Source organism: Streptomyces sp. T028, assembly GCF_048159505.1.
Lineage (GTDB): Bacteria > Actinomycetota > Actinomycetes > Streptomycetales > Streptomycetaceae > Streptomyces.
In genome coordinates, this window is the sequence record NZ_JBLRVZ010000065.1 from 18801 (window position 1) to 45227 (window position 26427).

The 26427-nt window shown below is 71.7% G+C and carries 22 protein-coding genes; 12 read left to right on the top strand and 10 right to left on the bottom strand.

Features of this window, described 5'->3' with window-relative positions:
• Nucleotides 1-132: 132 nt before the first annotated feature.
• On the top strand, nucleotides 133-1317 hold the full coding sequence (locus ACLZN2_RS45305; RefSeq protein WP_416985783.1) for a type III polyketide synthase: 1185 nt from the start codon (nucleotides 133-135) through the stop codon (nucleotides 1315-1317).
• Nucleotides 1318-1650: 333 nt separating this feature from the next.
• On the opposite strand, the gene ACLZN2_RS45310 is transcribed toward ACLZN2_RS45305, so the two are convergent.
• Nucleotides 1651-3807, bottom strand: coding sequence for a SpoIIE family protein phosphatase (locus ACLZN2_RS45310; RefSeq protein ID WP_416985785.1), 2157 nt, complete (start codon nucleotides 3805-3807; stop codon nucleotides 1651-1653).
• Between the two features lie 514 nt (nucleotides 3808-4321).
• Here ACLZN2_RS45310 and ACLZN2_RS45315 point away from each other — a divergent pair.
• Entirely contained in the window at nucleotides 4322-4714 is a 393-nt protein-coding gene (locus ACLZN2_RS45315; RefSeq protein WP_416985787.1) for an XRE family transcriptional regulator, read from the top strand.
• 97 nt (nucleotides 4715-4811) lie between these two features.
• Here the strand turns inward: ACLZN2_RS45315 and ACLZN2_RS45320 are convergent, their stop codons facing one another.
• The 3 genes from ACLZN2_RS45320 to ACLZN2_RS45330 all read right to left on the bottom strand — a co-directional run bounded on the left by ACLZN2_RS45320 (nucleotide 4812) and on the right by ACLZN2_RS45330 (nucleotide 7523).
• The gene (locus tag ACLZN2_RS45320) at nucleotides 4812-5501 is read right to left on the bottom strand and encodes a DUF2637 domain-containing protein (protein WP_416985788.1); all 690 of its coding nucleotides are present in this window, start codon (nucleotides 5499-5501) and stop codon (nucleotides 4812-4814) included.
• Between the two features lie 353 nt (nucleotides 5502-5854).
• Nucleotides 5855-6595, bottom strand: a complete 741-nt coding sequence (locus tag ACLZN2_RS45325) for a polysaccharide deacetylase family protein (protein WP_416985790.1) — start codon at nucleotides 6593-6595, stop codon at nucleotides 5855-5857.
• A 154-nt stretch (nucleotides 6596-6749) separates the two neighbouring features.
• On the bottom strand, nucleotides 6750-7523 hold the full coding sequence (locus ACLZN2_RS45330) for a DUF4232 domain-containing protein (RefSeq protein ID WP_416985792.1): 774 nt from the start codon (nucleotides 7521-7523) through the stop codon (nucleotides 6750-6752).
• Between the two features lie 211 nt (nucleotides 7524-7734).
• On the opposite strand from ACLZN2_RS45330, the gene ACLZN2_RS45335 reads away from it, so the two are divergent.
• Nucleotides 7735-9048, top strand: coding sequence for a helix-turn-helix domain-containing protein (locus ACLZN2_RS45335; protein WP_416985794.1), 1314 nt, complete (start codon nucleotides 7735-7737; stop codon nucleotides 9046-9048).
• Nucleotides 9049-9075: 27 nt separating this feature from the next.
• Here the strand turns inward: ACLZN2_RS45335 and ACLZN2_RS45340 are convergent, their stop codons facing one another.
• Nucleotides 9076-9954, bottom strand: a complete 879-nt coding sequence (locus ACLZN2_RS45340) for a polysaccharide deacetylase family protein (RefSeq protein WP_416985796.1) — start codon at nucleotides 9952-9954, stop codon at nucleotides 9076-9078.
• Nucleotides 9955-10126: 172 nt separating this feature from the next.
• On the opposite strand from ACLZN2_RS45340, the gene ACLZN2_RS45345 reads away from it, so the two are divergent.
• Together ACLZN2_RS45345 and ACLZN2_RS45350 are read left to right on the top strand one after the other, a co-directional pair.
• On the top strand, nucleotides 10127-10969 hold the full coding sequence (locus tag ACLZN2_RS45345) for a DUF2182 domain-containing protein (protein ID WP_416985797.1): 843 nt from the start codon (nucleotides 10127-10129) through the stop codon (nucleotides 10967-10969).
• 117 nt (nucleotides 10970-11086) lie between these two features.
• Nucleotides 11087-11740 (top strand): DUF1326 domain-containing protein, encoded by a 654-nt coding sequence (locus ACLZN2_RS45350; RefSeq protein WP_416985799.1) that lies wholly within the window; start codon nucleotides 11087-11089, stop codon nucleotides 11738-11740.
• A gap of 37 nt (nucleotides 11741-11777) precedes the next feature.
• Here ACLZN2_RS45350 and ACLZN2_RS45355 read toward each other — a convergent pair whose 3' ends face one another.
• Entirely contained in the window at nucleotides 11778-12581 is an 804-nt protein-coding gene (locus ACLZN2_RS45355; protein ID WP_416985801.1) for an SDR family oxidoreductase, read from the bottom strand.
• 212 nt (nucleotides 12582-12793) lie between these two features.
• Here ACLZN2_RS45355 and ACLZN2_RS45360 point away from each other — a divergent pair, with 212 nt between their 5' ends.
• Together ACLZN2_RS45360 and ACLZN2_RS45365 are read left to right on the top strand one after the other, a co-directional pair.
• Nucleotides 12794-13654: a helix-turn-helix transcriptional regulator gene (locus ACLZN2_RS45360; RefSeq protein ID WP_416985802.1), complete on the top strand. Its 861-nt coding sequence runs from the start codon at nucleotides 12794-12796 to the stop codon at nucleotides 13652-13654.
• 84 nt (nucleotides 13655-13738) lie between these two features.
• A complete protein-coding gene (locus tag ACLZN2_RS45365) occupies nucleotides 13739-14059 on the top strand; it encodes a GYD domain-containing protein (RefSeq protein WP_416985804.1) in 321 nt (106 codons plus the stop codon).
• Between the two features lie 15 nt (nucleotides 14060-14074).
• Here the strand turns inward: ACLZN2_RS45365 and ACLZN2_RS45370 are convergent, their stop codons facing one another.
• Nucleotides 14075-14860, bottom strand: a complete 786-nt coding sequence (locus tag ACLZN2_RS45370; RefSeq protein WP_416985806.1) for an inositol monophosphatase family protein — start codon at nucleotides 14858-14860, stop codon at nucleotides 14075-14077.
• Between the two features lie 189 nt (nucleotides 14861-15049).
• On the opposite strand from ACLZN2_RS45370, the gene ACLZN2_RS45375 reads away from it, so the two are divergent.
• Nucleotides 15050-15973 (top strand): peptidoglycan-binding protein, encoded by a 924-nt coding sequence (locus tag ACLZN2_RS45375; RefSeq protein WP_416985807.1) that lies wholly within the window; start codon nucleotides 15050-15052, stop codon nucleotides 15971-15973.
• 65 nt (nucleotides 15974-16038) lie between these two features.
• On the opposite strand, the gene ACLZN2_RS45380 is transcribed toward ACLZN2_RS45375, so the two are convergent.
• Nucleotides 16039-16839 (bottom strand): SGNH/GDSL hydrolase family protein, encoded by an 801-nt coding sequence (locus ACLZN2_RS45380; RefSeq protein ID WP_416985809.1) that lies wholly within the window; start codon nucleotides 16837-16839, stop codon nucleotides 16039-16041.
• A gap of 459 nt (nucleotides 16840-17298) precedes the next feature.
• On the opposite strand from ACLZN2_RS45380, the gene ACLZN2_RS45385 reads away from it, so the two are divergent.
• Together ACLZN2_RS45385 and ACLZN2_RS45390 are read left to right on the top strand one after the other, a co-directional pair.
• Entirely contained in the window at nucleotides 17299-19287 is a 1989-nt protein-coding gene (locus tag ACLZN2_RS45385; protein ID WP_416985810.1) for a BTAD domain-containing putative transcriptional regulator, read from the top strand.
• Between the two features lie 63 nt (nucleotides 19288-19350).
• Entirely contained in the window at nucleotides 19351-20091 is a 741-nt protein-coding gene (locus ACLZN2_RS45390; protein WP_416985812.1) for a hypothetical protein, read from the top strand.
• Between the two features lie 13 nt (nucleotides 20092-20104).
• Here the strand turns inward: ACLZN2_RS45390 and ACLZN2_RS45395 are convergent, their stop codons facing one another.
• Both ACLZN2_RS45395 and ACLZN2_RS45400 read right to left on the bottom strand, forming a co-directional pair.
• The gene (locus ACLZN2_RS45395) at nucleotides 20105-20776 is read right to left on the bottom strand and encodes a response regulator (RefSeq protein ID WP_416985814.1); all 672 of its coding nucleotides are present in this window, start codon (nucleotides 20774-20776) and stop codon (nucleotides 20105-20107) included.
• Nucleotides 20773-22053 (bottom strand): sensor histidine kinase, encoded by a 1281-nt coding sequence (locus tag ACLZN2_RS45400; RefSeq protein WP_416985816.1) that lies wholly within the window; start codon nucleotides 22051-22053, stop codon nucleotides 20773-20775. Before ACLZN2_RS45400 ends, ACLZN2_RS45395 begins: the two co-directional genes overlap by 4 nt.
• A 296-nt stretch (nucleotides 22054-22349) precedes the next feature.
• On the opposite strand from ACLZN2_RS45400, the gene ACLZN2_RS45405 reads away from it, so the two are divergent.
• Nucleotides 22350-22985 carry a VanZ family protein gene (locus tag ACLZN2_RS45405; protein WP_416985817.1) on the top strand — a complete coding sequence of 212 codons (636 nt, stop codon included), beginning with the start codon at nucleotides 22350-22352 and terminating at the stop codon, nucleotides 22983-22985.
• 37 nt (nucleotides 22986-23022) lie between these two features.
• Nucleotides 23023-26370 (top strand): S8 family peptidase, encoded by a 3348-nt coding sequence (locus ACLZN2_RS45410; RefSeq protein WP_416985819.1) that lies wholly within the window; start codon nucleotides 23023-23025, stop codon nucleotides 26368-26370.
• Nucleotides 26371-26427: the final 57 nt, after the last annotated feature.

The window sequence follows — 26427 nt, forward strand, 5'->3', positions numbered from 1 at the left end:
GTCCATGCTCGAAAAGGACACGGAAGCCTGAAGTGGAACACATCGTTACCGACTTGGATGTCTCATGCCCAAGTGATCCATGACACAGCTTCCGTGATGTTCTGCCTCTTTCCCCTCAGAAAGGTGCCCATCATGGCCGCTTACCTGTGCCCGCCCGCCGTGATACACGGCGAGCACACCGTGAAGACCAGCGAGATCGTGGCGGAAGTGCACGGCCGGCACCCGCACGCGGCGTGGGCGCCGCGGATCGACGGCATCGCGGCCAGTACCGGCATCGAGACCCGCGGCTGGATGCTGCCGCTGGAGGCCGCCGTCGCGCCCGGCAGCGGAAACGGCCTGCCGGCCGCCGGCCTCGGGCCGACCCGAAAGGCGCTGGCCGGCGACGGGTTCACCGAACAGGACGTGGACCGCGTGATCGCCGCCCTCGAGGCGATACCCGCGCCGCAGACCGTCCAGGAACGCACCGCGCCGGCCTGGGCGGCCGTACGGTCCTACGGGGAGCGTGCGGCGCGCGGCGCCCTGCAGATCGCCGGGCTGGACACCGCGGACGTCGACTGCCTGATCACCAGTCACTCCACCACCCCGGCGCTGCCGGGGCTGGACGTCGCCCTGGCCGACAAGCTCCCGCTCCGGAGCGACGTGATGCTGCTGCCGGCCACGCAGTGGGCCTGCATCGCCGGGACCCGCTCCCTGGCGCTGGCGGCGGATCTCGTGGCCGCGGACCCCGACCGGGTGGTCCTGGTCGTGATCGCGGAGGCGCTGAGCACGACCTACCAGCCCGCGGACGACACGCTGGAGTCCTTGATCGTCCGGTTGCTGTTCGCGGACACCGCGGTCGCCGCGGTGGTCACGGGCCGCCCGAGGCCCGAGTCGGTGCTGCGGCTGGACGCCGCCTGGCACCACACTCTGCCCGGCACCCAGGACCTGCACCGCCTGGAGACACGGGACGACGGCACCCACTTCGTGATGGACCGGCGCGGGCCGCGCGCCGTACAGGAGACGGTCACCGCGATGTGGGAGTGGCTGCGCGTCCGTTACCAGGACGCCCCCGATGCCTGGCACCCCGACGTTCTGCTCGCCCACCCCGGCGGTACGCGAGTGCTGGAGTACATGGAGCAGACGATGCCCGACGGATGGCCGTCGGGACTCCTGGACCACAGCCGGGACAGCTACACCGGCGGCAACCGCGGAGGCGCCGCCGTGTTCGACATCCTGCGCAGGGCACACGACGCCGGGCAGGAACGGGGCAGCCGCGCCGTCCTGTACGCGGCGGCCCCGGGCCTCACGGCCACCGCACTGCAAGGGGAGTGGTTGTAGGGCGGGGTGGCTGTGGGGCGGAGTGGCTGTAGGGCGAACTCGCGCCACCCGTACCGGCGGTGGCACCGCCCGAACCGCCGTCGCCGCCGGTGGTGGTGGCGCCGCCTGCCGGGAGGTGCCGCTGCGCCCGCCCTCCCCCACTCTCGGCTTCGCTCGAGCGGGAGGGACCCCATGAGCGGGGGACCCCCATAGCCCCAGCGGCACGATTGCCCGCAGCTGCGGCGGGCAGCTACGCGGCCCGCCCCACCCGCCGCAACCGCGTCACCACATCACCGCGTCACCGTGCCCACGCATCACCGCGTCACCGCGTCACCGTGCCCACGCATCACCGCGTCACCGCGCGAAGGACGCCCAGACCACCTTGCCGGTGTCCGTCCACCGGACACCCCACCGGGTGGTGAGTCCGTGTACGACGTGCAGACCGCGACCGCCGTCGTCGAGGAGTCCGCCCCGGCCCAGTCGCGGCCTGCCGTTGCCGGTGTCGCCCACCTCGCACAGCAGTCCGTCACCGGCCCTGATCAGCCGTACCGTGATGGGGCCTTCGGCGAAACGGACCGCGTTGGCGACCAGTTCGCTGACCACCAGCAGCACGTTGTCCCGGGTGTCGTCCCTGGTGTGCCATTGCTCCAGCAGCGCGGAGACGAGCGTGCGGGCCCGGGCGGCCGCGTCGCCGCGGGCGGGCAGACGCCAGGTCGCGGTGTCCCCCTTGCGGTAGCCGATCATGCGCGCGAGCAGCAGGGTCACGTCGTCGCGCCGGCGCACGGGCGCCAGCGAGGAGACCACGCGCCGCGCGGCCTGCTGCAGGCCGTCCCAGGGATGCACCGCGGCCACGGCGTCCGCCAGCCTGCCGATGCCCTCGTCGATCGACAGGGTGGGATCCTCCACCAGGCCGTCGGTGTAGAGGGCGATCAGCGAGCCCGGGGGTGCGGCGAACACGTACACGTCGAACGGCTCCCGCAGCGCGAACTCGGCGCCCAGCCCGGGGTGGGGGCGCACCGCGACCGGACCGGCGGGCCCGTCCGGGGGCACCAGGACCGGGGGGAGGTGGCCTGCGCTGGACAGCGCCACGTGGTGGCTGACCGGATCGTAGACGGCGATGCAGCAGGTCGACCCGAGGGCGCTGTAACCGGCCGCCAGCCCGGACTCCGCGTCGTCCAGCAGCGCCACGGTCTCGTCCAGGTGCTCCAGCACCTCGTCGGGCGCCAGCCCCGCGGACAGCAGCGCGCGGGCCTCCATGCTCAGCTGTCCCATGGTCGCCGCGGCTCCGAGGCCGTGCCCGACGACGTCACCGACCACCAGCGCGGTACGGCCGTCCGGCAGCGGAAAACTGTTCACCCAGTCACCGCCGACGCCCGCGCTGTCGGGGGTGGCGGGCTGGTAGACGCCGGCCGTCTCGATGGTGTCGCCGCCGGACCGTGGCAGCAGTCTGCGCTGCAACGCCAGCACCTGTGTGTGCTCACGCTGGTGCTGACGGGCCAGGTCGACGTGGTGGGAGGTCCTGGCCACCAGTTCCTGCAGATCGAGCAGCTCGCTGTCGTCGAAGGGGCGGTCCGCCCGCCGCCAGACCTCCGCCACGCCCAGAACGACGGGCGGCTCGCCGTCCAGGACCAGCGGTACGCACGCCACACCCGCCGCGCGGTCGCCGGGCACCAGGGCACGTACCAGCCGCGGACTGCCGAGCACCCGCTCGATCGCCTCCCGGTCGGGTATGACGATGGCCTGCGCGGCATCGTCACGCCGTATAGCCTGCGACAGCAGACGACTCGCGTCGCCGGGAAGATCGTCGCCCGGAGTCACGTAGCCGTCGGGCCACGCCCGGTCCGGCACCAGGGCCGCCCGCCGCAGATGGATGCGCCCCTGCGGCTGCTCGGTGAGCATCTCGCCCGACCACACGGCGAAGTCCAGGTCGATCGCGGCCACGTCTCCCCAGGCCAGCAGGGACTCCGCCAGCGACTGCGCGGTCTCGCCGATGTCCAACGAGGTGCCGATCGCCGTCTCGGCGGCGTACAGGTGCAGCCTCTTGGCCATGGCGATCAGGGTGACGGTCAGACCCTCCTGGGGCCCCGCGGCGGCCAGGATGCTCATCGAGACCACCAACTCCGACCCGTCGCTGCGCCGCAGGCGCTGGACGCGGGCGACGTGTGGCTCACCGGTCTCGAGGACCTGCCGCAACCGCCGGGTGACCGTCGGTACGTCCCAGTGAGGCAGAAGACCGATGAAAGAACTCCCGGTCACGGCCTCCACCCCCGCGAAAACGGGGGCGTCCAGATTGCTGCGGGTGATTCTCAGATCCCGGTCCAGGTTGACCGCGCCAAGGATCTGCTCCTGACGGCCGGGCGCCGGATCGGCGGGTACGTGCGGGCGTGCGGTGCCGTCGCCCCCGGGGTCGGCGGAACCGGCGGCGGCTTCCGCTCCGCCGCCGCGGGGGATGTACTGCCCCAAGGCGCTGCTGACCATGTCGAACGGCGACGGGGAGGGGGTGGAGTCCATGCGGCTCTCTCAGCTCGCTCGCCAACCCCGGCACAGCGCCGGGACCGTACCAGAACCCGGGCGACAGGGTCCCGAGATTCCTGACCGCACACCTCATTCAATAACACCCGGGCCCGCTTCGCCTACACCAGCGGATCGCACAGCGAACACGGCAGCGAGCACGGACAGTGACGTAAAGTGACGGAATGCGACGTCCGGTGACATGGCTGGGGCCGTCAGGTGTTGCCGACTCGCAGTTCGCGGAGACCGAGGCACCGGCCGGAACGCTGGACGGTCGGGGCCGGACCTGGAGCCCCGAGCCGCAGCGGCCAGTGGCACCGGACGGGTGCTCGAAAGGGCAGATCATGAGGGGCCGACAGCGCAGAGCTTCTCCAAGTCCCCGTTTTTTCATGCGAGTTGGGCCCTAGTCTCGTGAGGCCAACACCTCACGGAAGCCCGAGGCATGGATCGACCGTTGTTCTGCGCAGCCAACTCCCTGTCGGCACGCACGCGCTTAGGTATGTCGCCGCATGACGTGGCACTTCAGATGAAGGTGCTCAACGCTCCCGTCGACCCCGAATCGGTCATCGCCTGGGAGAGCGGTGCGCACGGCCCCACCGAGAGTCAACTGTTCGCCCTCGCCGACGTGTTGTGGTGCCGGACCACCGAACTGATGGGCATCGACGAACCCCGCACGCTCGCCGAGCACCGACTCGCGCGACAGTTCAGCGTGCCGAGGCTGACTCGGACCATCAACATGGAGGCCGCCGAGTACCTGAAGGCCGAGGCGGAGAACCGGTGGCCGGGGAGTCTCCGCCAGACACTGTCCCTTCTGCACGCGCTGGACATCTCCCTGCGTCAGCTGGAGGCCGCCACCGGTCCCTGCGACATGACGTACACCACCTTCTTCTTCCCGGCGGACGACTGAAGTGCTCTCAGCGCCGTACGGTCGGCTGGGTTCGGCGGCGGGGGCAGCCCAGCAGACGGAGAGCGGCAGCCCAGCAGACCGCCAAGCCGCGTAGGCCTCAGAGGACGGCGCACGTTCCTTGTGAGTCGGAGTTGCGCCTGCCGTGGGCGGCGTGCCGTGGTTTGGTCTCCTTGGACGAGACCTGACCGACGATCTCCCAGAAACACACCAGCGCGGTGACCGGCGGAATGCCGAAGATGACCAGCGAGAGCAGGGAATGCGAGGCGTGGCTGATGCACAGGCTGACCGCCATCGCCGAGGCGCCCAGCAGAACACACCAGGACCCCCGCGCGCTGCGCCCCTGGACCGTGGCCCGCAGTACGGACAGCGCCGCCACCAGCCACGGGCCGTACACCGTCAGCGGCCACCACTGCGCCAGCCTTTGGGGCAGCACGGAGGACGCGGTGTCCCGGAGCTGGACATAGGAATAGGAGAACGACCAGCCCAGCATGCAGACCGCGCACACGGAGATCATCGCGATCAGGATCGTGACATGCGCGTTGCGCGGGTTCTCCTGCGCCTGGCCGGTCTCCGCGTGGAACTGCCTTCGCATTTTCCGGTGCCCGGTCCGGCCGCCCGACCGGTGCGGCGGTGTCGGGTCGGAACTCGCTGCGGCGGCTACGGATGCCCCGGACAACATCTGGGCCAGCTCTTCGGCCGGATCCCACTGCATCTCGATCGTGGCGAACGCGGGGTCGTACGCAGGGTCGTAATCGTAGGAGATGTCCGCGTTGTAAAATCCATCCATCACACAGGTCCTACAGCCTGGCCATCGCGCGGCGGTACTCGCTTTCGAGTTGACTCATACTTCTCTGAAAATCAGCGAGAATATCCGAACAGCCGTCGATGAAGACTTCCCCTTTATCGGATTTCACGTGAAACGTCATGATCGGGCGACGGTTCCCGGCGATAAGCGTGTCAGTGTGGATCACGGCCGTCTAACGAGCCCCATCGAGCGATGAGGTGTCGGTCGTTCGGGTATCCGCGTGCACCGAAAGTGGTACGCGCGATCCCGCGGTAAGGATTGGCGCACATATCGACAGTCGGAAAGTTTGTTAATTCCCCGAACACTCTATACAGCCAAACACTCTATACGCGCGCTCACGGGCGGTAGGCGGCGCGGTTGTGGTACGTGACCTTGCCGGCGGGCAGCCTGGCCGGGGCGAACAGCTGGTCGACGGTCACGAAGTGGAAGCCGCGTGCCTTGAGGGCCCTGATGATGCCGGGCACCGCGTCGACGGTCGTCTTGTGGATGTCGTGCAGGAGGACGATGTCCCCGGGCCTGGTGTCCGCGTTGACGGTCCTGATGATCCTGGCGGTGTCGCGGTACTTCCAGTCGAGGGTGTCGACGCTCCAGTGGACCAGGGGCCGGGCGGCGGCCGCGCGGACCGTCGCGTTGTGGGCGCCGTAGGGGGCACGGACGGTGGTGGGCTTCTTGCCGGTCGCCTGCTTGATCGCCGCGTCCGTGCGGGAGAACTGCGACTTGACCGCCGCGCTGCTGAGCCTGGTCAGGTCGGCGTGGTCCCAGCTGTGGTTGCCTATCTGGTGGCCGGCCCGCGCCGCGGTGCGCACCGTCGACGGGTACCTCTGGACGTTCTTGCCGACCAGATAGAAGGTCACACTGACACCGCGCTCCTTCAGGATGCGCAGCAGCCGCTGGGTGTCGGCGACCGGCCCGTCGTCGAAGGTGAGGGCGACGCACTTCACCCTGCGGCAGTCGACGGTCGCCGCGGCGGTGGTCGCTGCGGAGGCGGACGCGGCGGAGGCGGACGTGGCGGTGCCGGCCAGTGTGGTGCCGCACAGGGCGGCGGTGACGGCCGAGATGACGAGGCGTCGGTGCATCGGGATCCTCCAGGGCGGTGAACTTCCCTCGCAGGCAGTGGACTTGCCCTGAAAGACGAACCCGATGTGCCCTTGGATGCAGGCATATTCGGCCACTTGTCCGACGTCCGGAGCCAGGAAGGCCCGGGTCGTCGGACCCGGGCCTTCCGCCGTGTCACCAGTCCAGGGCGTCGGCCATCTCGCGCTGCCAGTACGTGACGTGGATCGTGTCGTCGATGTACACGCCCTTCGCGGGGAGGGACGGGCGGGCGGGGGTGTCGCTGTCCGCGTTGAAGTAGACGTCGAGGGACTTGGCCGTGCGGCCGTTGGAGCCGCTGCCGTCCGCGGCCGAGAGAAGGACGCTCGCGTAGCCCGACTCACCGGGGGCCAGCGTGACCACGGCCTGCGGCTGGGAGTCCTCGAAGACCGGCGGCACGGACTGGGCGCCGCTGAACGCGACCGCCGGGTAGTAGGCGAGGTCGCAGTTCTTCGAACCGGTGTTGGTGACGGTGAGGAGCAGGTGGTTCAGGGGGCGGGAGACCTCCGTGGCGGTCGTGCGGGTGGAGGCCGGGGTGCAGGGGGTGCGGTCGGCGTCCGAGTCCTCGGAGCCCGAGGAGCTCTGGGAACCGGTGGAGCCCGACGAACCCTTGGAGCCGGAGGAACCCGAGGAGCCCTGGGAGCCCGTCGAACCGCTCGAACCGCTCGAACCGCTCGAACCGGCCGCGCCGCCCGTCGAACCGCCGGAGGCCGAGTCCGTGGAGCCGGACTGTCCCGCCCCGGTGGTTCCCCCGCTCGTCTGGGACGAGTCCGTGGCCACGGAACCGGCCGGCGCCCCCTCGTCGAGGACGCCCTCTCCATTCTTGCACGCCGTCAGCGTGAGCGCGGCGGCGGCGAGCGTGGCGGCGATGAAGATACGGGTGCGGCGGGTGCGGCGAGTACGAGTGGACATGTGATCCCCCTTGTTCGGTACGGGTGTTGGCGTGGGCCGCTCGTCCGGTTGCCGGGAGCGGCGTGCTTGGATGGCCAGAGCTTGTGCGGTGATCCGTCCCAGCCGCCACAACGGCCGGGGCATCCGAGACGCTGGAACACCTGAGACAGTTCTGACCTGGGGGAATGGCCTCTCCCTGGAATGGGGTTCCGGGACGTGGAGAGAGAGCGGAATGGTGGCGGGAGACGAATTCTCGGAGCTGTTGGGCCGGTTGAAGGAGCGGTCCGGACTCAGTTACGGGGTGCTCGGGAAGCGGCTGCACATGAGTGCGTCCACGCTTCACCGGTACGTCAACGGGGACGTCGTACCGACGGACTACGCGCCTGTGGAGCGGCTCGCGCGGGTGTGCAAGGCGACGCCCGAGGAACTGGTGGAACTGCACCGGCGGTGGGTGCTCGCGGACGCCCGGCGGGGGCTGAAGGCGGAAACGGCGCAGGCCGAAGTGGCGGCGGGAGCCGGGACGGAGACCGCGGGGCCGGCGGGGTCCGCGATCCCCGCGACCGGCACGGCGGGGTCCGAGGCGCCCGAGGCGCCCGAGGCGCCGGAGACGGCGGCCGGTTTCGGCACCGGGGACGACCGGTTGTCCCCGGCGGAGGCTCCCGCGGTGCGGCGGCGTACCGTCGTCCTCGCCGGGTCCGCCGTGGCGGCCGCCCTCGTGTCAGCGGCGCTCGTGGTGAATCTCGTGCCCGGCAACAGCGATGACGACGGGGGCGGGAAGCAGTCCGTGGGGGCGGCCGCCTCCCGGTCCGTCGACGACGGTCCCGAAGCCTCCGGGGCGGCCGACGCGAAGGGCGGCTCGGCCACGTCGTCCACCTCCGGCGGCGGAAATCCCTCGGCGTCCGTCTCCGCCTCACAGGACAGTGAGGCCGGGGCCACCGCGCCCACCGTCGCCGTCAATCCGTACAAGTGGGACGGCCCGTGCAGCCAGCACTACCTGGTCGACCGGCAGCCCGAACAGGTGCCTCCGCCGCCGAGCGAGCAGGACGCCCGCGGATGGGTCACCGCGCTGGGCGGGGTCGCCGCCGGGGAGCAGATGCTCGAACTGACCGTACAGGGCACGGGAAAGGCGACCGTCGTCCTGAACGAGATCCATGTGCGGGTGGTGGACAAGAGCGCGCCGCTCGCCTGGAACGACTTCGCGATGGGCGTCGGGTGCGGTGGCGGCGTGGAGACCACGGCGTTCAAGGCGGACCTCGACGCCGGGCGGCCCTCGCTCTCCCCCAAGGCCGGTCAGCGCGACTTCCCGTACAAGGTGAACGAGTCCGATCCCGAGGTCTTCTACGTCTTCGCGGACGCCCGGGCGCACAACGTCAGCTGGTACCTGGAGCTGGACTGGTCCAGCGGTGACCGCAAGGGCACGGTACGCATCGACGACGACGGCATGCCCTTCCGCACGAGCGGGAACGTGGCACGGCCCGCGTACAACTACCCGATCGGCAGCTCGGAGTGGGGGCGGAACGAGTACGAGCCCAACATTCCCGGCTGAGTCGGTGCCCCGCGGCCTTCGGGTGGCCTACAGGTAGTCCTCCAGGGCGGCGACCGTGAAGCCCTGTTCCTGGATGTGGCGGAGCAGGTTGGCCGTCATCTCGGTGATCGTCGTGCCCTTGAGCTCGGAGGGGCCGCGGAAGTGGGCGAGGATGATGTCGCCGGGCCGGAGCTTCTTCGTGGGCGACTGGTACTGCATGTTCTTGATCTGCATGGACTCGCGCCACAGGACGATCGCCTCGATGCCGCAGGAGGCCGCGGCGGCGCGGGTGTCCTCGTTCCAGTTGCCGTAGGGCGGACGGAACAGCCGGGGTGTCGTGCCGTACTCGTCCTTCAGCCTGCTCTGCTGGCCGCAGATCTCCTGCCGCTGGGCGGACGCGTCGAGGGTGCGCAGGTCCGGGTGGGTCAGCGTGTGGTTGTGGACGCCGCCCCCGAGGGCCTGGAGCTTCTTGAAGTAGCCGTAGTCGGCGCGGATGGCGGCGTCCGTCAGGAACATCGTGAAGGGGATCCTCAGCTCCCGCATCATCGTCACGAACTCCGGGTCCTTCTCCGCCCCGTCGTCGAAGGTGAGGAAGACGATCTTCTCCTTGGTGGGTATCTCGCTGACCACCGGCACCTTGCCGTCGCCGGCCCGGAGCTCCACGGGCTTGGCGGCGGGCGGGGCGGGCGGCGCGGCCGGCGGTGTGAGGCCCCACTTGCGGTAGGCGGCCTCGACCTCCGCCCGCGGGTCCTGGTCCTCACCTCGGGACGGCTGCGGCTGCGGCTGCGTGTGCGGCGCGGAGGAAGAGGGCCCGGCCGGGCGGGCATCCGCGTTCGCGTCCGCCCGGGACTCGGCCCCGCAGCCCGTCGTGGCACCCAGCGCGAGAAGGGCGCAGGCCAGCGCCACCCCCCTGATCCACCTGTTCACCGAATCGCCCCTGTGGTCATCCGCGGTCGTCCGCGGTCATCCGCGCGCCATGCCCCGTCCACCTGCTTGATGTCGAACAGGGGCCCGAGGTTCCGATGCCTGGGCGAGCGAGCGGAGTCGCGGTGCGGCCGGGGGCGTGCTGTCCTGGGGAGGTACGCAGGGGAGTTCACCGATGTGGCACCGGCACCTTGGGACTTACGTCCCCGTCGTCGCCCGGTCGCCCGCGCCGACCGGAGCGGGCGGGGGGCTGCTGCCGGCGCGGGACCTCGCGGTCGCGTGGTCGGTGGTCGTCCTGATCGCCGTACCCGCCTGGGTGCTCACCGTCGGGCAGGCCCGGGACATGGGGGTGGAGCCCGGCACGATGGGGATGGCGCTGCCGCTGTTCCTGGTGCTCTGGGTGACGATGATGGCGGCCATGATGCTGCCGTCCATGGCCCCGGTGGCCCTCACCTGGGCACGGGGGATCGGGCGGCGCTCGTCCGGGTGGAGCCGGGCAGCACGCACCCTGGAGTTCGTGTGCGGGTATCTCCTGGTGTGGACGGCCTTCGGGCTGCTCGCCTACGCGGCTCTGGCCCTCACCGGCGACCTCGTGGACGATCATCCGGCCGCGGGGCGCTGGATCGGCGCGGTGGCCTTCCTGCTCGCGGGCCTCTACCAGCTCGGGCCCCTCAAGAACGTCTGTCTGCGGCACTGCCGCGACCCCATGAGCCAGCTGGTGCGCTACGCCGGGTTCCGCCGGCCGGCCCGCGATCTGCGGGTGGGCGTCCACCACGGCGGCTACTGCGTCGGCTGCTGCGCGGGGCTGATGGTCGTCCTCGTACCGCTCGGCGTGATGAACGTGGCGGCGATGGCCGGGCTGGCGGTGGTGATCTTCGTGGAGAAGCTGTGGTCACGAGGGCCGCTGCTCGCCCGGGTGGTGGGTGTCGTCTTCCTCGTCCTCGCCGTGCTGGCGCCGTTCCAGGACTGGCTGCTGCCGGGGCTGCAGGCGTCGTCGCCCTCGATGGACGGCATGTGAGCACCTGCGGCAAGCTGGAGGGGAGACCGCCTCGCGATCCGCGTGCGGGTCTCGGGACACGCGGTCTCGCCACTCCGAGTGAGCCCCCTGGCCGGGGCTCGACGGGAGGGAAGCGAGATGACGGAACAGGTCACCACCACCCGCTGGCATCTGACCGGCGACTGGTTCGACGTCTGCAAGTGCGCCATACCGTGCCCCTGCACGTTCGCGCAGCCCCCGACCTACGGCGACTGCGAGGGCGTACTGGTCTGGCACATCCGTGAGGGCAACTACGGCGATGTGCGGCTCGACGATCTCAACGTCCTGATGCTCGGCTCCTTCGTGGGCGACGTCTGGGCCGGCGCGCACACCGACGCGTACGCCGCGGTCTTCCTCGACGAACGCGCCGACGACCGGCAGCGCGCCGCGCTCGGGACCGTCTTCGGCGGTGAGGCGGGCGGCTGGCCCGCCCGGTTCGGGGAGATGTTCCGGCCCGAGATGCGCGGCATGGACATCGCGCCGATCCGTGTGGAGATCGACGAGGACCTCGCCACCTGGCGGGCCGAGATCCCCGGCCGGGTCACGGCCACCGCCGAGGCGCTCACCGGCCCGACGACCCCGGCGGGCGCCCGCGTCCAGGTCCACAACGCCCCGGGCGCCGAGGTCGGCCCGGGCCAGGTCGCCACCTGGGGCCGGGCCACCGCCGACCGCGCCGACGCCTTCGGCTTCTCCTGGGAACGCTCGGGAAAGTCGAGCAAGTACTTCCCGTTCGACTGGACGGGACCCGACTGAACGCGGGCAGAAGCGTCCCACGCCGCCGGCCCACGCGTCAGGAAGGCTGGCCCGTCGGCATGATCGTGACCTGCTGGAGGTTCACCCGCGGGGGCAGCGTGGCCAGGAAGGCGAGGGTTTCGGCGATGTCCTGGGGGTGGAGCCACTCCAGGGTCTGCCGGGAGCCGGCCAGCCAGGCCAGGGCGTTCTCGTCGGTGATGTGGTCGGCCAGTTCGGTGTCGACGATGCCGGGTTCGAGGGCCGAGACGCGGACGTTCTTCGGGCCCAGTTCCACGCGCAGCTGGCGGGAGAGGTGGGTGACGTACGCCTTGGTGGCCGTGTAGACGGCGAAGTTCGGATAGATGTTCTGGGCCGCGATCGACGACGTGTTGACCAGGTCGGCCACGCCGCGCTTCCCGCCGGCCTCGACCAGCTGCGGGACGAAGGCGCCGACGACGTTCATCAGGCCGGTGATGTTGAGGTCGATCTGGCGCTGCCACTGGTCGGTGGCGAGTTCCTCGACCGGGGCCGGCAACATGACGCCCGCGTTGTTGAAGACGAGGTCGGCGCCGCCGAGTTCGGCCGCGACCCGGTCGGCGGCCGCCTGTACGGCCGCCCGGTCGGTGACATCCGTGGCGATCGCCGTGGCACGGCCGCCGTCCTTCTCGATCCGCGCGACCAGCTCGTGGAGCCGCTCGGCCCGCCGGGCCAGTACGACGACGTGCGCGCCGAGAGAGGCCAGCTTCCCGGCCGCCGCCTCGCCGATACCGCTGGAGGCACCGGTGACGACCGCGACGCGGCCCTGAAGCGGGGAGGTGGCTGCGGACGTGGATGCGGAGGGGGAGGGGGACGGGGAGGGCATGGGTGGGCCTTTCTCTCAAAGGATTTCGCGGGGTTCCCGGGGTTCGGGGGGCCTGCCCGGCTGTCCGGCGGCGGCCCATGTCCAGCACACCAGCGCCGCGAGGCCGTACGGCGGCCATAACTGGCCCTGCTCGAACTGGCCCTGCTCAGACAGGTACCGGCAGGGCCACCTTCGGGCCGTACGGGGCCGGCCGGTGCCGCCACACTGGAGGCATGGACCGCAGCAAGGAGATCTCCGGCTTCCTCCGCTCCCGGCGTGCCGCGCTCACCCCCGAGCGGGCGGGGCTCGCGCCGGACGGGCGGGTGCGGCGCGTGCCCGGGCTGCGCAGGGACGAGGTGGCCCGGCTCGCCGGTGTGAGCACCGAGTACTACACGCGCCTGGAGCAGGGGCGGGTCGGCCATCCGTCGGCCGAGGTCGTGGCGGCCCTGTGCCGTGCCCTACGGCTGGACACCTCGGAGCGCGAGCACCTCACCGACCTGCTGCGGCCCTACCCCCACGCCGCCCGCCGCGCGCCCGTACGGCCCCAGCGGGTACGGCCCGGTCTCCACCTCGTGCTGGAGACCCTGAACCATGTGCCCGCGATGGTCATCGGGCGTCGCGGTGACGTCCTGGCCTCCAACCATCTCGCCAGGGCCGTCCTCACCGACTTCGACGCCCTGCCCGCGAACCGGCGCAACCTCGCCCGCTACTACCTGCTGGACCCGGAGGCCCGGGAGCGGGTGGGCGACTGGGAGAAGATCGCCGCGGAGACGGTCGCCATGCTCCGCCTGGAGGCGGGCCGCAACCCGGGCGACCGCCGGCTGGCCGAACTCGTCGGCGAGCTCACCCTGCTGTCGCCCGAGTTCTCCGGCTGGTGGAACGACCACCGGGTGCTGCGCCGCACGCACGGCGACAAGCACTACTTCCACCCCGTCGTCGGCGAGCTGCACTTCTCGTACGAGTCCTTCCCCGTCCCCGGCGACGCCGACCAGACCCTGTGCGTGTACAGCGTCGAACCCGGCTCGGCCACCGCCAGGAACCTGCAACTGCTGAGCAGTTGGACGGCGCCGGAGAGCGTGGCGTCTACCGGGTGAATCCGGGCCCGCGAGGAGCGCGGCCCGCGTGACAGCGGGAAGGCACTCCGCGTACCGGACAAGCGAGGGTCAGGGAGCGTCCCGATGCCGAAGTTCCTCATCCAGGCGACGTACACGCAGGAGGGCGCCAAGGGGCTGCTCAGGGAGGGGGCGAGTGGGCGGCGGGCCGCCGTCGAGCAGGTCGTGGGCGGTCTCGGCGGCTCGGTCGAGGCCATCTACTACGCCTTCGGGGAGGTGGACGCCATCCTCATCGTCGACTTCCCCGACCGGGTCGACATGGCCGCGGTCGCCCTCGCCGTCAAGGCAAGCGGCGGCCTGCAGACCCGCGCCACCCCCCTCCTCACCACGGAGGAGATCGACGAGGCCACCCGCAGACCGGTCACCTTCCGGGCACCGGGGGCGTAGGGCCTGTCCGGCGGATCACGCCACCCCCGCCGCCCGCCAGAGCGCCGCTGCCTCCTGTGCCGTGCCGGGGGCGGCGAGGAGAAGTGGCTCGTCGTAGGACGGGAGTGCGGGCAGGGCGGTCGCGCCCGCCTCGCGGGCGATGAGCAGGGCCGGGAGGCCGTCGACGTGGTGGAACTCGCCGATCGCCGCCGCCGTCGCGCGGCCCGCCGCCACCTGGACCAGGGACAGGGCCGTGGAGCCCATCACCCGGACGGTGCAGTGGCGGGCGGAGAGTTCGGTGAGCAGGGCGTCCATGCCGGGCCAGTGGGCGTGGGCCGCCCACTCGGTGAGGAAGAGATGGCCGGTGAGGGTGGTGTGGTCGGCCGCCCGGACCGGGACGCCGTTGAGGTGGGCGCCGCCGCCGCGGATCGCGGTGAAGGTCTCACCGCGCCAGGGGTCCGCGACCACGCCGAGCAGCGGGATGCCGTCGGGGGCGGCCAGGCCCAGGGAGAAGGAGCACCAGCCGATGCCGTGCGCGAAGTTGGACGTACCGTCGACCGGGTCGACCACCCAGGTCGGGGCGGAACCGGAGCCTTCCGTGGTGCCGTACTCCTCGCCGACGATGCCGTACGCGGGGAACGCCTCGCCGAGCACCGCGCGGACGTGCCGCTCCACGGCCTCGTCGGTGTCGGTGACGATGTCCGCGGGGCTCGCCTTCTCCCGTACGGCGGTGATGCGGGCGCTCCGGATGGTCTCCGAGGCCCAGGCCGCCAGCTCGTTCGCGACGTCCAGGGCGCGGTCCAGGTCCACTTCCGTGTCCACGTGAGATCCATCCTCGTAGCCGGTGATCGCGTTCTCCGCGCAGGACGGTAGCCGTCCGTCAGGTCGGCGCCCCCTCTGCTCCCCGTCCAGCACGACAACATCTGTGCAACGGCTCGTTGGTTGACTGCTAGACCCGACTCGACCCGCCCCCCGGCGCCGAGCGAGGACGCACTCACCCAGGAGTCTGTGATGAGCACCAAGACGGGCCCTCAGCGATACCCCGGCGCCAGCCGGGCGAACTGGTACCAGGACGACTTCGGCGGCGACGCCATGCAGGTCAACGTGGTCGTCCTGCACACCACGGAGGGCTACTCCCTGCCCGGCTACGGCGGGGGCTCCAGCGCGCCGAACCTGACGGCGGTCCCGGACCTCGCCGCCAAGAAGCTGAAGTGGTACCAGCACTTCGACATCGAGACCTCCTCCCGGGCCCTGGTGAACCTGCGCGGCGGCGTCGAGACGAACACCATGAACGTCTGCCAGGTCGAGCTGACCGGCACCTGCGACCCGAAGACCCACGCCAAGTGGAAGGCCGCGGGCCACGCCCACGTCTACTGGCCGGACGCGCCGGACTGGGCGCTGCAGGGCGTCGCCCGCTTCCTGGCCTGGATGCACGAGGAGCACGGCGTCGCGCTGTCCGGCCCGAAGACCTGGCCCGCGTACCCGACGTCGTACGGCAACGGCGGCGGCCAGCGGATGACCGGCGCCCAGTGGTCGGACTTCAAGGGCGTGTGCGGGCACATGCACGTGCCGGAGAACGTCCACGGCGACCCCGGCGCGATCGACTTCGCGAGGATCCTGAAGTACGCGAAGGCCGAGCTGGACGTGGGCGACGACGACACCGTGCAGACGTCCACCCCCTCCAAGCCGAAGGTCCCCGCGTTCCCGGGGCGCAAGTACTTCGTCGCCGGCGCCACGAACGCGCACGTGCTGACGCTCGGCAAGCAGTTGGTGAAGCGCGGCTTCGGCGACCACTACCGGGTCGGTCCGAGCAGGACCTGGGGCGAGGCGGACCGGCTGAACGTCCGGGACTTCCAGAAGTCCCGCAAGGAGCTGCGCGGCGACGCCGACGGCACCCCCGGCCCGCTGACCTGGCGTCTGCTGTTCTCGGCGTGACTCCACGACAACGAACCCCCGGGTCCGTGGCCCGGGGGTTCGTTCGTTCGCGGGGCGGCGGTGGGTCAGTCGCCCGTGACCTCGCTGAGCCGGGTGTCGTAGCCCGCCAGGTAGCCCATCAGGGTGGGGTGGAAGACCGCGGTCCCGGCGTTCAGGTCGTTGATCCACGGGTCGGAGCCGCACGCCCCGTGGCCCTTGAACGTGTCGCGCATGTCGATGAACTCGACCGGCTCCTTGGCCGCCGCCGCCTTGGTGCCCTCGGCCAGCGCGTCGGCCAGCCCGTTCATGGCGGTGCGCTTGGCGGAGCTGAGGTCGATCACGGGGCAGGTCCCGGTCGGGGAGACCGTCTGCGGATAGCCGAGGACGATGACCCGGGCGTTCGGCGCCTTGGCCTTGATGTCCTTGTACAGCCCGGCCAGGGACGTCACCAGTTGGCCCTTGGCGTAGTACGACATCCACAGCGTGGCCGTGTCGCAGTAGCTGTCGCTCTGCGTGAGGCACCCCTGGACCACGGAGGAGAACTGGGCGTCGTTGCCGCCCACCGTGAGCGTGACGAGATCGGTGTCGGCGCTCAGCGCGGAGAGCTGCTTGTCCCGCACGTCCGCGATCTTCGCACCGCTGCAGGAGACGTCCTTCAGCGTGTAGTCCGAGTGTGCGGCAGCCCACAGGGCCGGGTAGTCGGCCGGGCTGCGCTTGCAGTCGCCGCTGGCGCTGTCGTAGTAGCCCGCGCCGACCCCGGAGGCGTACGAATCACCCAGGGCCACGTATTCCAGCCCTGTCGCCGCCTGGGCCGGCGTGCTCATCATCCCGGCCATTCCGGCGAAAGCCATCACCGCGCTGGCAACGGCCGACGTCAATTTACGCATGAGTTCCTTCTGGATCGGGGAGATCGGATCGGGAAGTCCGAATCCATGTGAGGAATGAGGATCGTACAGGCGTCGGCAAATCCGCCAACTCCAGCTTGTTGCACAGGAATTGTCCGACGACTGTCGGGAATTGACTTCCTTTCAAGAAGGTGCCTCCGGCCGGGAGACCTACGACCCGGGTCGTAGCCCCGCCCTCTAACCCCGGTTGCAGACCGACGCCGGAGAGATCCGATTCCCAGCCGATGCTCCGGGGTGCCCGACCCCCGAGAATTTCAACCGTGCAGCAAAACAACAGGGTCATTCCCTAGCAGGACACAGCAGCCCGGCGCCACCCGGGACAACACACGGACAACAGGCGAGCAACGAGCCATTGATTGACTCCATCGCGTACCCTGCAGCCCCGATGCCGTGTTCGGCGAGGCCCCTTCACAACCAGCGCCGCCCAGGAGGGCCCACCCGGTGAACTCACGACAGGAGCTGCGCTTCGGCGTACTCGGACCCGTCGAGGTACTCAGAGGCAACGTTTCCCTCGATCTGGGCCCCCGGCAGCGCCGACTGCTGCTCGTCCGCCTGCTGCTGGAGGACGGCCGCCCCGTCTCCCAGGACACCCTCTGCCGCGATCTGTGGCCGACGGACCGTCCGACGGGCGCCGCGTCCTCCGTCCGCGCGCACATCAGCCGGCTGCGCGCGGTCCTCGACCCCGTCCGGCAGGGCCGCTCCACCCTGCTGGCCAGCGGTCCGGCCGGGTACACCCTGAAGGTGCCCGGCGAGGCACGGGACACCACCCTCTTCGAGGAGTCCGTGAGCCGGGCCCGCGAGGCCCTCAGGAACCGCCAGCTGGGCGTCGCCCGGCAGGAGATCGACACGGCGCTCGGACTGTGGCGGGGCGAGCCCCTGGCCGAGGCCACCGAGCACGCCTTCGCGATACGTGAGCGGACCCGGCTCGACGGCGCCCTCCAGGACGCCAGGGAACTGCAGGCCGCGATCCTCGTCCAGCAGGGCGAGACGGAACCGGCGATCGGCGTCGCGGAGGGCCTCGTCCTCAAGGCCCCGCTGCGTGAGACGTCCTGGGCGCTGCTGATGCGCGCGCTGTACGCGGCCGGCCGGCCGGTGGAGGCGCTGCGCCAGTACGAGCGGTTCCGCGACATGCTCGCCACGGAGCTCGGCCTGGACCCCAGCCCCCAGCTCAGGGACCTGCACACCGCGGTCCTGCGGCACGACGTCGTCGTCCTCGGCACCCCGCACCCCGCCGACCCCGTCACCGCCGTCTCCGCCGTGTCCGTCGCGCCCCTCGCCCCGGGCGCCGAGTTCGCCACCACGTGCGGGCGCCCGGCCCCCGGCAGCGCCGACGCCGCCCCCTTCGTGGGCCGGCAGGAGGAGATGAAGCAGCTCGCCTCCCTGCTGTCGGCCGCGACCGCGGGCCGCCCCCGCTGGGCCGTGGTCACCGGGGAGCAGGGCTCCGGCAAGACCCGGATGACGGACGAGCTGTCCGCCTGGGCCGCGTCGGCCGGGTTCACCGTCGCCCGCACCCGGGCCGGCCAGGCCCTCAGCGGCAACCGCGGGATCTCCCAGACCTGCCCCACCGTCCAGCTCCTGGACGCGCTGCGGCAGGACGGCAAGGACTCCGCGGAGGACGAGGAGGCGCAGAAGGACCCGCTCGCCACGGTCGTCGACGAGCTCACCCAGGGCCCCACGCTGGTCGTCGTCGACGACCTCGACCAGGCGCCGCAGGGCTTCCACCGGCTGCTGCGGCGGCTCGCCAAGGTGCTGCGCGAGGCACCGGTCGTGTTCGTGTGCACCCTGCGCAACCCCGACGCCCCCGTGTCCAGCATCCTCCTCGCCGACCTGGCCCTGATCGACACGACCTGGCTGACCCTGGACCCGCTGACCGTCGACGACGTCGCCGACCTGCTCGCGGCACGCGGCGAGGACGCCGGACCGGACGACGCGGCGGCACTGCACCGCCGCTGCGAGGGGCACCCGTTCGCCCTGGCCGAGCTGGTGGAACTGCCGCCCGACCGGCGCACCGGCCCGGACGCGCAGGTACCGGCCGCCGTACGCAACGTCCTCCACGCCCGCCTGGTCGAGCTGCCCGACCCGGCGCGGACCATGCTCACCTACGCCGCGGCCGACGGCGAATGGCTGGACCTCGGTCTCCTCGCCGCCGTACAGGGCCTGGCCCCCGACCAGTTGCTGCCGCTGATCGACGCGGCCGTCACCGCCCGGATCCTCGTCTGGGACGGGGAGCCCGGCGCGGGCGGCACCGGCCGCTACCGGCTGCCCGAGCTGCCCCGCGACGTCGTCCTGGGTGCCCAGACCCCGTCCTCCCGGCAGATCCGGCACGCCGCGTTCGCTCGCGAACTGGCGGGCCGCGCCGACGCCGACCCGGCGCGCCTGGCCCGGCACCTACGGGCGGCGGGACCGATGGCACCGGCCGCACAGTGCTGAACTCCCTTTGAAACAGGTGTTGTTGCTCTTATCATCGGCAACCCCGCTCCCTACCATCGGTAGATGACACAACCGACGCAACCCGGCCCTCACGTGCCCCCGCCCGTCCCCTACGGCAGACCACCCGGCCCGCCCGCGGACCCGGGGGCGGCCTCCGACCGGGTCTGTGGCGGGCTGCTGCTCGTCGGCGCGGTCCTCGCCCTCACCGGTTCGTTCATCACGCTGGACACCTCGCGCCAGACCCTCACCCCCACCAGCAACGCCACGTACTTCCGGACCGTCGCGAAGGCATGGTCGTACACCACCTCCTACCCGGGGGAGGACGCCGAGTCGGTCACACGGTCCGACGGGGTCCCGCTGGTCCTCGGCGTTCTCCTCGCCCTCGTCGCGGCCGTCCTGCTGTTCACCGGCTCCGGCAGCCGGCAGCCCCTGGCCCGGGTGCTCGGCGTCAGCGGCGCGGTGCTGCTGTTCGGTACGACACTCTCGGTGGCGCTCGGCGCGGTCAGTGACACCCAGTGGGACACGGACAGCCGGTCCACGACCTTCGGCCCCGGCTTCTACCTGCTGACCGTCGCCTGTCTGCTGGGGCTCGCCGCGACCGTGCTCGGCATGCTCAACACCCGGCGCCCCGCCGTCGCCCTCGCCGGTCCCGCCCAGCCCGCGCAGCCCTGGCCGACCGGCCCCGTCCCGCAGGCGTACCCGCAGGCCCAGTGGCCCCCGCCGGCCCAGCAGCCGTACCCCTACCCGCAGCCGCCGACCCAGCCGCCCCCGTCCTCGCACGAGCCGCCCCCGCCCGCAAGCTGAGGACGCGGGCTCGTCACTCCTGCACGACCCCCGACCGCCACGCCCACGCCGCGATCTCCACCCGGTTGCGGGCGGACAGCTTGCTCTGGACGTTGCCCAGATGGGTCTTCACCGTGCCGACGGAGATGGTCAGTTCGGCGGCGATCTCCGCGTTGGTGAGGCCGGTGGCCACGAGCCGTACGACGTCCGTCTCCCGTGCGGACAGCCCGGGGTCCGGGGCCCGGCGGGCGCGGGCGGCGGCGGCCGTGCCCGGTGCGCCGCGCAGCAGACGCAGGGTGATGGAGGGACTGACCAGGGCCTCCCCGGAAGCCGCGGCCCGGATCGCCTCGACCAGCAGGGCGGGACCGGAGTCCTTGAGGAGGAAGCCGCAGGCGCCGTCGCCCAGGGCGCGGTGGACGTACTCGTCGTCGTCGAAGGTCGTGGCCACCACGACCTTCGGCGGATCGACCAGTCCGGGACGGGTGAGCCGGCGCAGGGCCTCCAGGCCGTCCATCCGGGGCATGCGGATGTCCATCAGCACCACGTCGGGCCGGTACCGTTCTGCGAGTTCCACCGCCTGCAGACCGTCCGCCGCCTGCCCGACCACCTCGATGTCGTCCTCGGCGGCCAGGATCATCTCGAAGCCGGTACGGACCATGGCCTGGTCGTCGGCGATCAGCACACGGATCGTCCCGGGGCCCGTCACGCGGCGCTCCCCACGACCGCGCCCGCCGCCCCCGCACCCGCCGCCCCCGCGCCCACCGGCAGCGTCGCCTCGATCCGCCAGCCCCCGCCCGCCGCGGGACCGGCCTCGACCCGGCCACCGACCATACCCACGCGCTCGGCCAGCCCCTTCAGCCCGAAGCCGCCGCCCAGCGCCTGAAGGGCCTGGAGCGCCTGATGCCCGGCGCGCGGCCGGCCGTCGTCACGCACCGCCACGGTGACCCGCGGCCCCGACCGGATCAGCTGGACCTCCACTTCGGTGAAGTCCCGGGCGTGCTTGCGGATGTTGGTCAGCGCCTCCATCACCACCCGGTGCAGCGTGGTGACCACCTCCACCGGCAGCTCCTCGAACTCCCCCTCCGTGCGCAGCACCGCCCGGCCACCGCCGACCGGCGCGAACTCCTCGACCAGGGACCGCACTTCGGCCATACCGGCCAGCGGCGCCAGGGCCACCTCCCGCTCCTGCGGCTTCTCCGGATCCGCCTCGCGCAGCATCCCCACCATCGCCCGCATCGACTTCAGCGCCTCCGCGCCCGCGTGCTCGATCCGTTCAAGCGCGGGCGGCACCAGGTCGGGCCGTCGTACGGCGACGGAGCGGGCGCCCTGCGCCTGGATGACGATGCCGGTCACATGGTGGGCGACGAAGTCGTGCAGGTCGCGGGCGAACTCCGCGCGCTGCTCCAGTCGTACGGCGGTCTCCCGGCGCCGCCGGTCCGCGACGACCAGCCGTACGGTCAGGCCGATCGCGAGGGCCGCGGTCGCGGCGAGGGTGAAGAAGAACGCCAGGACCACGCTGCCCAGGTCGATCTCGGCGGCCAGCGGGCGCAGGACGATCGCCGCCACGCACGCCGGTGCAGCGAGCGCGGCCCCCTTCGGCGTGCCACGCCATACGGTCAGCGTCAACAGCCCGGCCAGCGCGGCCGGTTCGGCGAATCCGGTCACCGACTCCACGGGCGTGTAGGAATCCAGCCGGTGTTGCAGCCCCGCGATGACCTGCACGGCGGCCGTCGTGGCGAGCGACAGCGCCGCCGCGGCACCGGTCACGAGCGGCAACCCGCGTGCGCCGAGACGGGGCCAGGACAGCAGGGCGGCGCACGACAGCAGTTCGGAGATCAGCACCAGCGGCCCGACCGTGCTGGCGTCGGCCTCCTCGAACGCGTTGCCGACCAGACCGAACGTGCCCATCAGGTAGTCGAAGGCACCGAGGCCGAGCAGCAGCACCACGACCGCGGGCCACACCGCCGCCCGCAGCCACGACACCAGCCGGGACCATCCCCCGGGCCGCTGCCAGGGCAGTTGCCGGGGCCCTCCCCCGGGCCGTCCCCCGGGCTGCCGCCGGGTCGGTTGCCGGGTCGGTTGCCAGGTCGGTTGCCGGGACCATCGCCAGGACCTCATGCCGGGAGCGTAGCCGGGGGGTCGGCCAAAAGTCGTAGCGCTCCGCCGAAGATCTGCCTTTCGCAAGATCCGTGGCCCGGGTGCGCCGGGCGAGAGTGGGCATCGCCGCCGGACGTCGTCGGCGACCACCGCAACCACCCGCCCCCGCCGAGGAGTTCACCATGGGCAACGTCAACTTCGAGATCGGTGCCACGACCGTGCTGGGGCCGCTGCTGGCCGCGTTCGGCGTGCTGGTGGCCGTCCGTGCACGGCAGGGCCGGGCCGGCTGGACCGGGCGGCACGCGGTGACCCGGCTGCTGGCCGCCGCCTACGCCGCCGGTGTCCTCGCCCTCACGCTCTTCCCGATCGTCGTGACGTACGGCGAGTACGCCAACCTCATGCCCTGGACCAACCAGATCAACTGGATCCCGGCGCCCGGCCCCGACCCCAGCATCGTCGCCAACGTGATCCTGATGATGCCGCTCGGCGTGCTGCTTCCGCTGATGACGGCCCGGGTCGGCTCCAAGGGCCGGGTCACCGCGGTCACGGCGGCGGTGAGCCTCGCGATCGAGCTGACCCAGCTCCTCATGTACGTCGTCGTCAACAACGCCCGGCTGACGGACGCCACCGACCTCCTCGTCAACACGCTGGGCGGATACCTCGGTTGCGTGGTCCTGTACCGCGCGGCCCGCGTCCCGGCCGTTGCCCGTCTGCTCACCACCCATGCCCTTCCGGGCTCTGCGTTCGCGACGAACGGGCAGACCTCCGCCCGTCCCGTGATTCGTGCCGTGGAAGAGCCCACCGCCGCCCGCTCCTGACCGTCCTCCCTGCCGACTCTCCTCCGAAAGGCACGCCGTGAAGCACACGAGACGAGCGACGGTCGCCGCGGTCGCCCCGCTCACCGCCCTCGCCCTGGCCACCACCCTCCTCAGCGGCACGACCCAGGCCGCGACGGCCGACAGCACGGCCGGGAGCACGGCCGCCGCCGGGACCAGCGGGGCCGCCGGACGCACCGTCACCCTCGTCACCGGCGACAAGGTCACCCTCGACGCCTCCGGCAAGGTCACCGGCGTCCAGGCCGCCGAGGGCCGGGAGGACGTCAGGTTCCGTATCCGGCGGACGATCGGTGGCAGCACGTACGTCATCCCGGGCGACGCGGCGCGGCTGATCGCGGACGGCATCGCCGACCGCCGTCTGTTCGACGTGACGGAGCTGGTGAAGCTCGGCTACGACGACGCCTCCCGCGCCGATCTGCCGCTGATCGTGACGTACGCCAAGGGCCGTTCCGTGGCGGCGAGTTCACTGTCCGCCACCGGCGCGAAGGTCGAGCGCGACCTGCCGAGCGTCAACGGTGACGCGGTGACCGCCCGCAAGTCGGAGGGCGCCGAGCTGTGGCAGACCCTCACCGGCAGCGGCGCGGCCCGCAGTTCGCCGGCCGCGTCCGTCGCGCCGAAGGTCGAGAAGATCTGGCTCGACGGCAAGGTGGAGGCGAGCCTGGACAGGAGCACCGCGCAGATCGGCGCCCCCGCGGCCTGGCAGGCCGGTTACGACGGCAAGGGCGTCAAGGTCGCCGTCCTCGACACCGGCGTGGACGCCACCCACCCCGACCTCGAGGACCGGGTGGAGACCGCGAAGAACTTCTCCGACTCCGCCGACACCGTGGACCGCGTCGGCCACGGCACGCACGTCGCCTCGACGGTCGCGGGCTCGGGCGCCAAGTCCGGCGGGAAGTACAAGGGTGTCGCGCCCGGCGCCAGGCTGATCAGCGGCAAGGTGCTCAACGACGAGGGCGAGGGCTACGACTCCGACATCATCGCCGGCATGCAGTGGGCGGTCGCCCAGGGCGCCAAGGTGGTCAACCTCAGCCTGGGCGGCACCGACAGCCCCGATGTCGACCCCCTCGAACAGGCCGTGAACGAGCTGTCGGCGTCCTCCGGCGCGCTGTTCGTGATCGCGGCGGGCAACGAGGGCCCCCAGGCGGGCACGATCGGCACCCCGGGCAGCGCCGCGAGCGCGCTCACCGTGGGCGCGGTGGACCGCACGGACGCCATCGCCGACTTCTCCAGCCGCGGCCCCACGGCCGACGGCTCCCTCAAGCCCGACCTCACCGCTCCCGGCGTGGACATCGTCGCCGCCAAGGCCGCCGAGGGCACGGAGGGCGACCCGGCCGCCGACGGCTATGTGTCGATGAGCGGTACGTCGATGGCGACCCCGCATGTCGCGGGCGCCGCCGCGATCCTCGCCCAGGAGCACCCGGACTGGACCGGCGAGCGCATCAAGGCCGCGCTCACCTCCACGGCCGAACCCACCGCGGGCCTCGACGCGTTCGCACAGGGCACCGGCCGTACCGACCTGGAGCGGGCCGTCTCCCAGAAGGTCGCCTCGGACTCCGGACCGCTGAGCTTCGGCACCCAGCAGTGGCCGCACACCGACGACAAGCCCGTCACCAAGGAGATCACCTACCGCAACGACGGCGACCAGCCGGTCACCCTCGACCTGTCCGCCGAGGCGTTCGGCGCGGACGGCAGGCCCGCCGCCGAGGGCATGTTCCAGGTCTCGGCGAAGCAGCTCACCGTCCCGGCGGGCGGCACCGCCTCCGTCACCGTCACCGCCGACACCACCAAGGGCAGCGCCGACGGGGTGTTCAGCGGCGCGGTGACGGCGACCGCCGGGGACACCCGGTTGCGGACCGCGCTCGGCGTGAACCGCGAGGTCGAGTCGTACGACCTCACCCTGAAGTACCTGGACCTCAAGGGCGAGGCGACCACCGACGCCTGGGCCGACATATCCAACCTGGACACCGAGTCGGGGCAGAGCCTCGGCGCCGGCCAGGACGGCACGTACACGGTCCGGCTGCCCAAGGGGCGCTACGTGCTGGACGGCGCGATCTCCACCGCGCCCGGCGTGGACGACGACAAGCAGGCCCTGCTGTTCTACCCGAAGTTCACGCTGAACACGAACACCACCCTGGTCCTGGACGCCCGCAGGACCGACCCGGTCAAGATCACCGTGCCGGACGGCAGGGCGAAGAACACCAACGCCCAGGTGGTCTTCGGCGGCGAGAACGACGGCCGGACCTTCGGCATCGAGTACCCGTACGACAGCTTCGACGACGTGCGGGTCGGACAGCTGGGCGCCCGGCCGCCGGCCGGTGAGGCGTACGTCCAGTACTCCGGGGCCTGGGCCCACGGCTCGGTGCGCTACCGGCCGGTCTGGGTCCGCCGCGGCGACCTCACCGGCTTCACCGCGAAGCTGAGGACCAGCCAGTTCGCCAGGCTGAACCTGTCCTTCGGCGAGCCCGCCAAGGGCAAGAGCATGTCCTACACCGCCGCGGCCGTCCTGCCCGACGGCAACTGGAGCGGCTTCAACTCGGAGGCCTCGCTGCCGCACACCGCGACCGACTACGTCATGCCGGGCGTGCGCTGGCAGTACCTCGCCGAGCAGTTCGGCGCCCCCGGCACGGACGGCGACGCGCCGCTGGACACCAGGCTCACCGCCGACCCCATGACCTTCAAGGCGGGCAGGACCTACACGCACCGCTTCAACTACGGCGTCTTCGGGCCCCATGTGGTCGTCAAGGGCGACGGCGAGATGGGCGCCCTGCGGCGCGGTGACGACTTCCTCGCGAACATCTCGCTGTTCTCCGACGGCGCCGCCAACTGGGGCGACTCGAGCTGGAGCAAGGGCCGGACCAAGCTGTACCAAGGCAGCACGAAGCTGCTCGACGTGACCGCGGCCCCGGCCGGCGTGACCACCACCCTCCCCTCCGCGGTGCGCTCCTACCGGCTCGTCACCGACGTCTCCCGCCCCGCGTCCCTGTCCAACGTCAGCACCCGGGTGACCGCCGAGTGGACCTTCCGCTCCGGCCATGTCGCCGAGGACCGGTGGAGCTGGCTGCCGCTGTCCGCGGTGCGCTTCACGCCCAAGCTGTCGTCCACCAACACGGCCAAGGCGGGCAAGGCCTTCACCGTCCCGTTCACCGTCGAGGGCGCGGCCACCAACCGCACCGCCCGCAAGGTGACCGTCCAGGTGTCGTACGACGACGGGAAGCACTGGAAGAAGGCCGAGGTCGTCGCCGGGAAGAACGTCCGGCTGACCCACCCCTCCCGCGCCGGTTACGTCTCCCTGCGGGCCACCCTCACCGACCCCAAGGGCGGCACGACGAAGCAGACCGTCTACCGCGCCTACCGCACCGTCAGGTAACGCGCCCCACCAGCCCCGGTGCCCGCGGACGATCCCCCCGTCCGCGGGCACCGGCCA

What these genes read in the sequence shown, in the direction of transcription:
- ACLZN2_RS45335 (WP_416985794.1), top strand. Translation starts at nt 7,735, where the DNA reads ATGGTGGCGGGAGACGAATTCTCGGAGCTGTTGGGCCGGTTGAAGGAG.
- ACLZN2_RS45345 (WP_416985797.1), top strand. Translation starts at nt 10,127, where the DNA reads ATGTGGCACCGGCACCTTGGGACTTACGTCCCCGTCGTCGCCCGGTCG.
- ACLZN2_RS45350 (WP_416985799.1), top strand. Translation starts at nt 11,087, where the DNA reads ATGACGGAACAGGTCACCACCACCCGCTGGCATCTGACCGGCGACTGG.
- ACLZN2_RS45405 (WP_416985817.1), top strand. Translation starts at nt 22,350, where the DNA reads ATGGGCAACGTCAACTTCGAGATCGGTGCCACGACCGTGCTGGGGCCG.
- ACLZN2_RS45375 (WP_416985807.1), top strand. Translation starts at nt 15,050, where the DNA reads ATGAGCACCAAGACGGGCCCTCAGCGATACCCCGGCGCCAGCCGGGCG.
- ACLZN2_RS45390 (WP_416985812.1), top strand. Translation starts at nt 19,351, where the DNA reads ATGACACAACCGACGCAACCCGGCCCTCACGTGCCCCCGCCCGTCCCC.
- ACLZN2_RS45355 (WP_416985801.1), bottom strand. Translation starts at nt 12,581, where the DNA reads ATGCCCTCCCCGTCCCCCTCCCCCTCCGCATCCACGTCCGCAGCCACC.
- ACLZN2_RS45325 (WP_416985790.1), bottom strand. Translation starts at nt 6,595, where the DNA reads ATGCACCGACGCCTCGTCATCTCGGCCGTCACCGCCGCCCTGTGCGGC.
- ACLZN2_RS45380 (WP_416985809.1), bottom strand. Translation starts at nt 16,839, where the DNA reads ATGCGTAAATTGACGTCGGCCGTTGCCAGCGCGGTGATGGCTTTCGCC.
- ACLZN2_RS45330 (WP_416985792.1), bottom strand. Translation starts at nt 7,523, where the DNA reads ATGTCCACTCGTACTCGCCGCACCCGCCGCACCCGTATCTTCATCGCC.
- ACLZN2_RS45305 (WP_416985783.1), top strand. Translation starts at nt 133, where the DNA reads ATGGCCGCTTACCTGTGCCCGCCCGCCGTGATACACGGCGAGCACACC.
- ACLZN2_RS45320 (WP_416985788.1), bottom strand. Translation starts at nt 5,501, where the DNA reads ATGGATGGATTTTACAACGCGGACATCTCCTACGATTACGACCCTGCG.
- ACLZN2_RS45365 (WP_416985804.1), top strand. Translation starts at nt 13,739, where the DNA reads ATGCCGAAGTTCCTCATCCAGGCGACGTACACGCAGGAGGGCGCCAAG.
- ACLZN2_RS45360 (WP_416985802.1), top strand. Translation starts at nt 12,794, where the DNA reads ATGGACCGCAGCAAGGAGATCTCCGGCTTCCTCCGCTCCCGGCGTGCC.
- ACLZN2_RS45310 (WP_416985785.1), bottom strand. Translation starts at nt 3,807, where the DNA reads ATGGACTCCACCCCCTCCCCGTCGCCGTTCGACATGGTCAGCAGCGCC.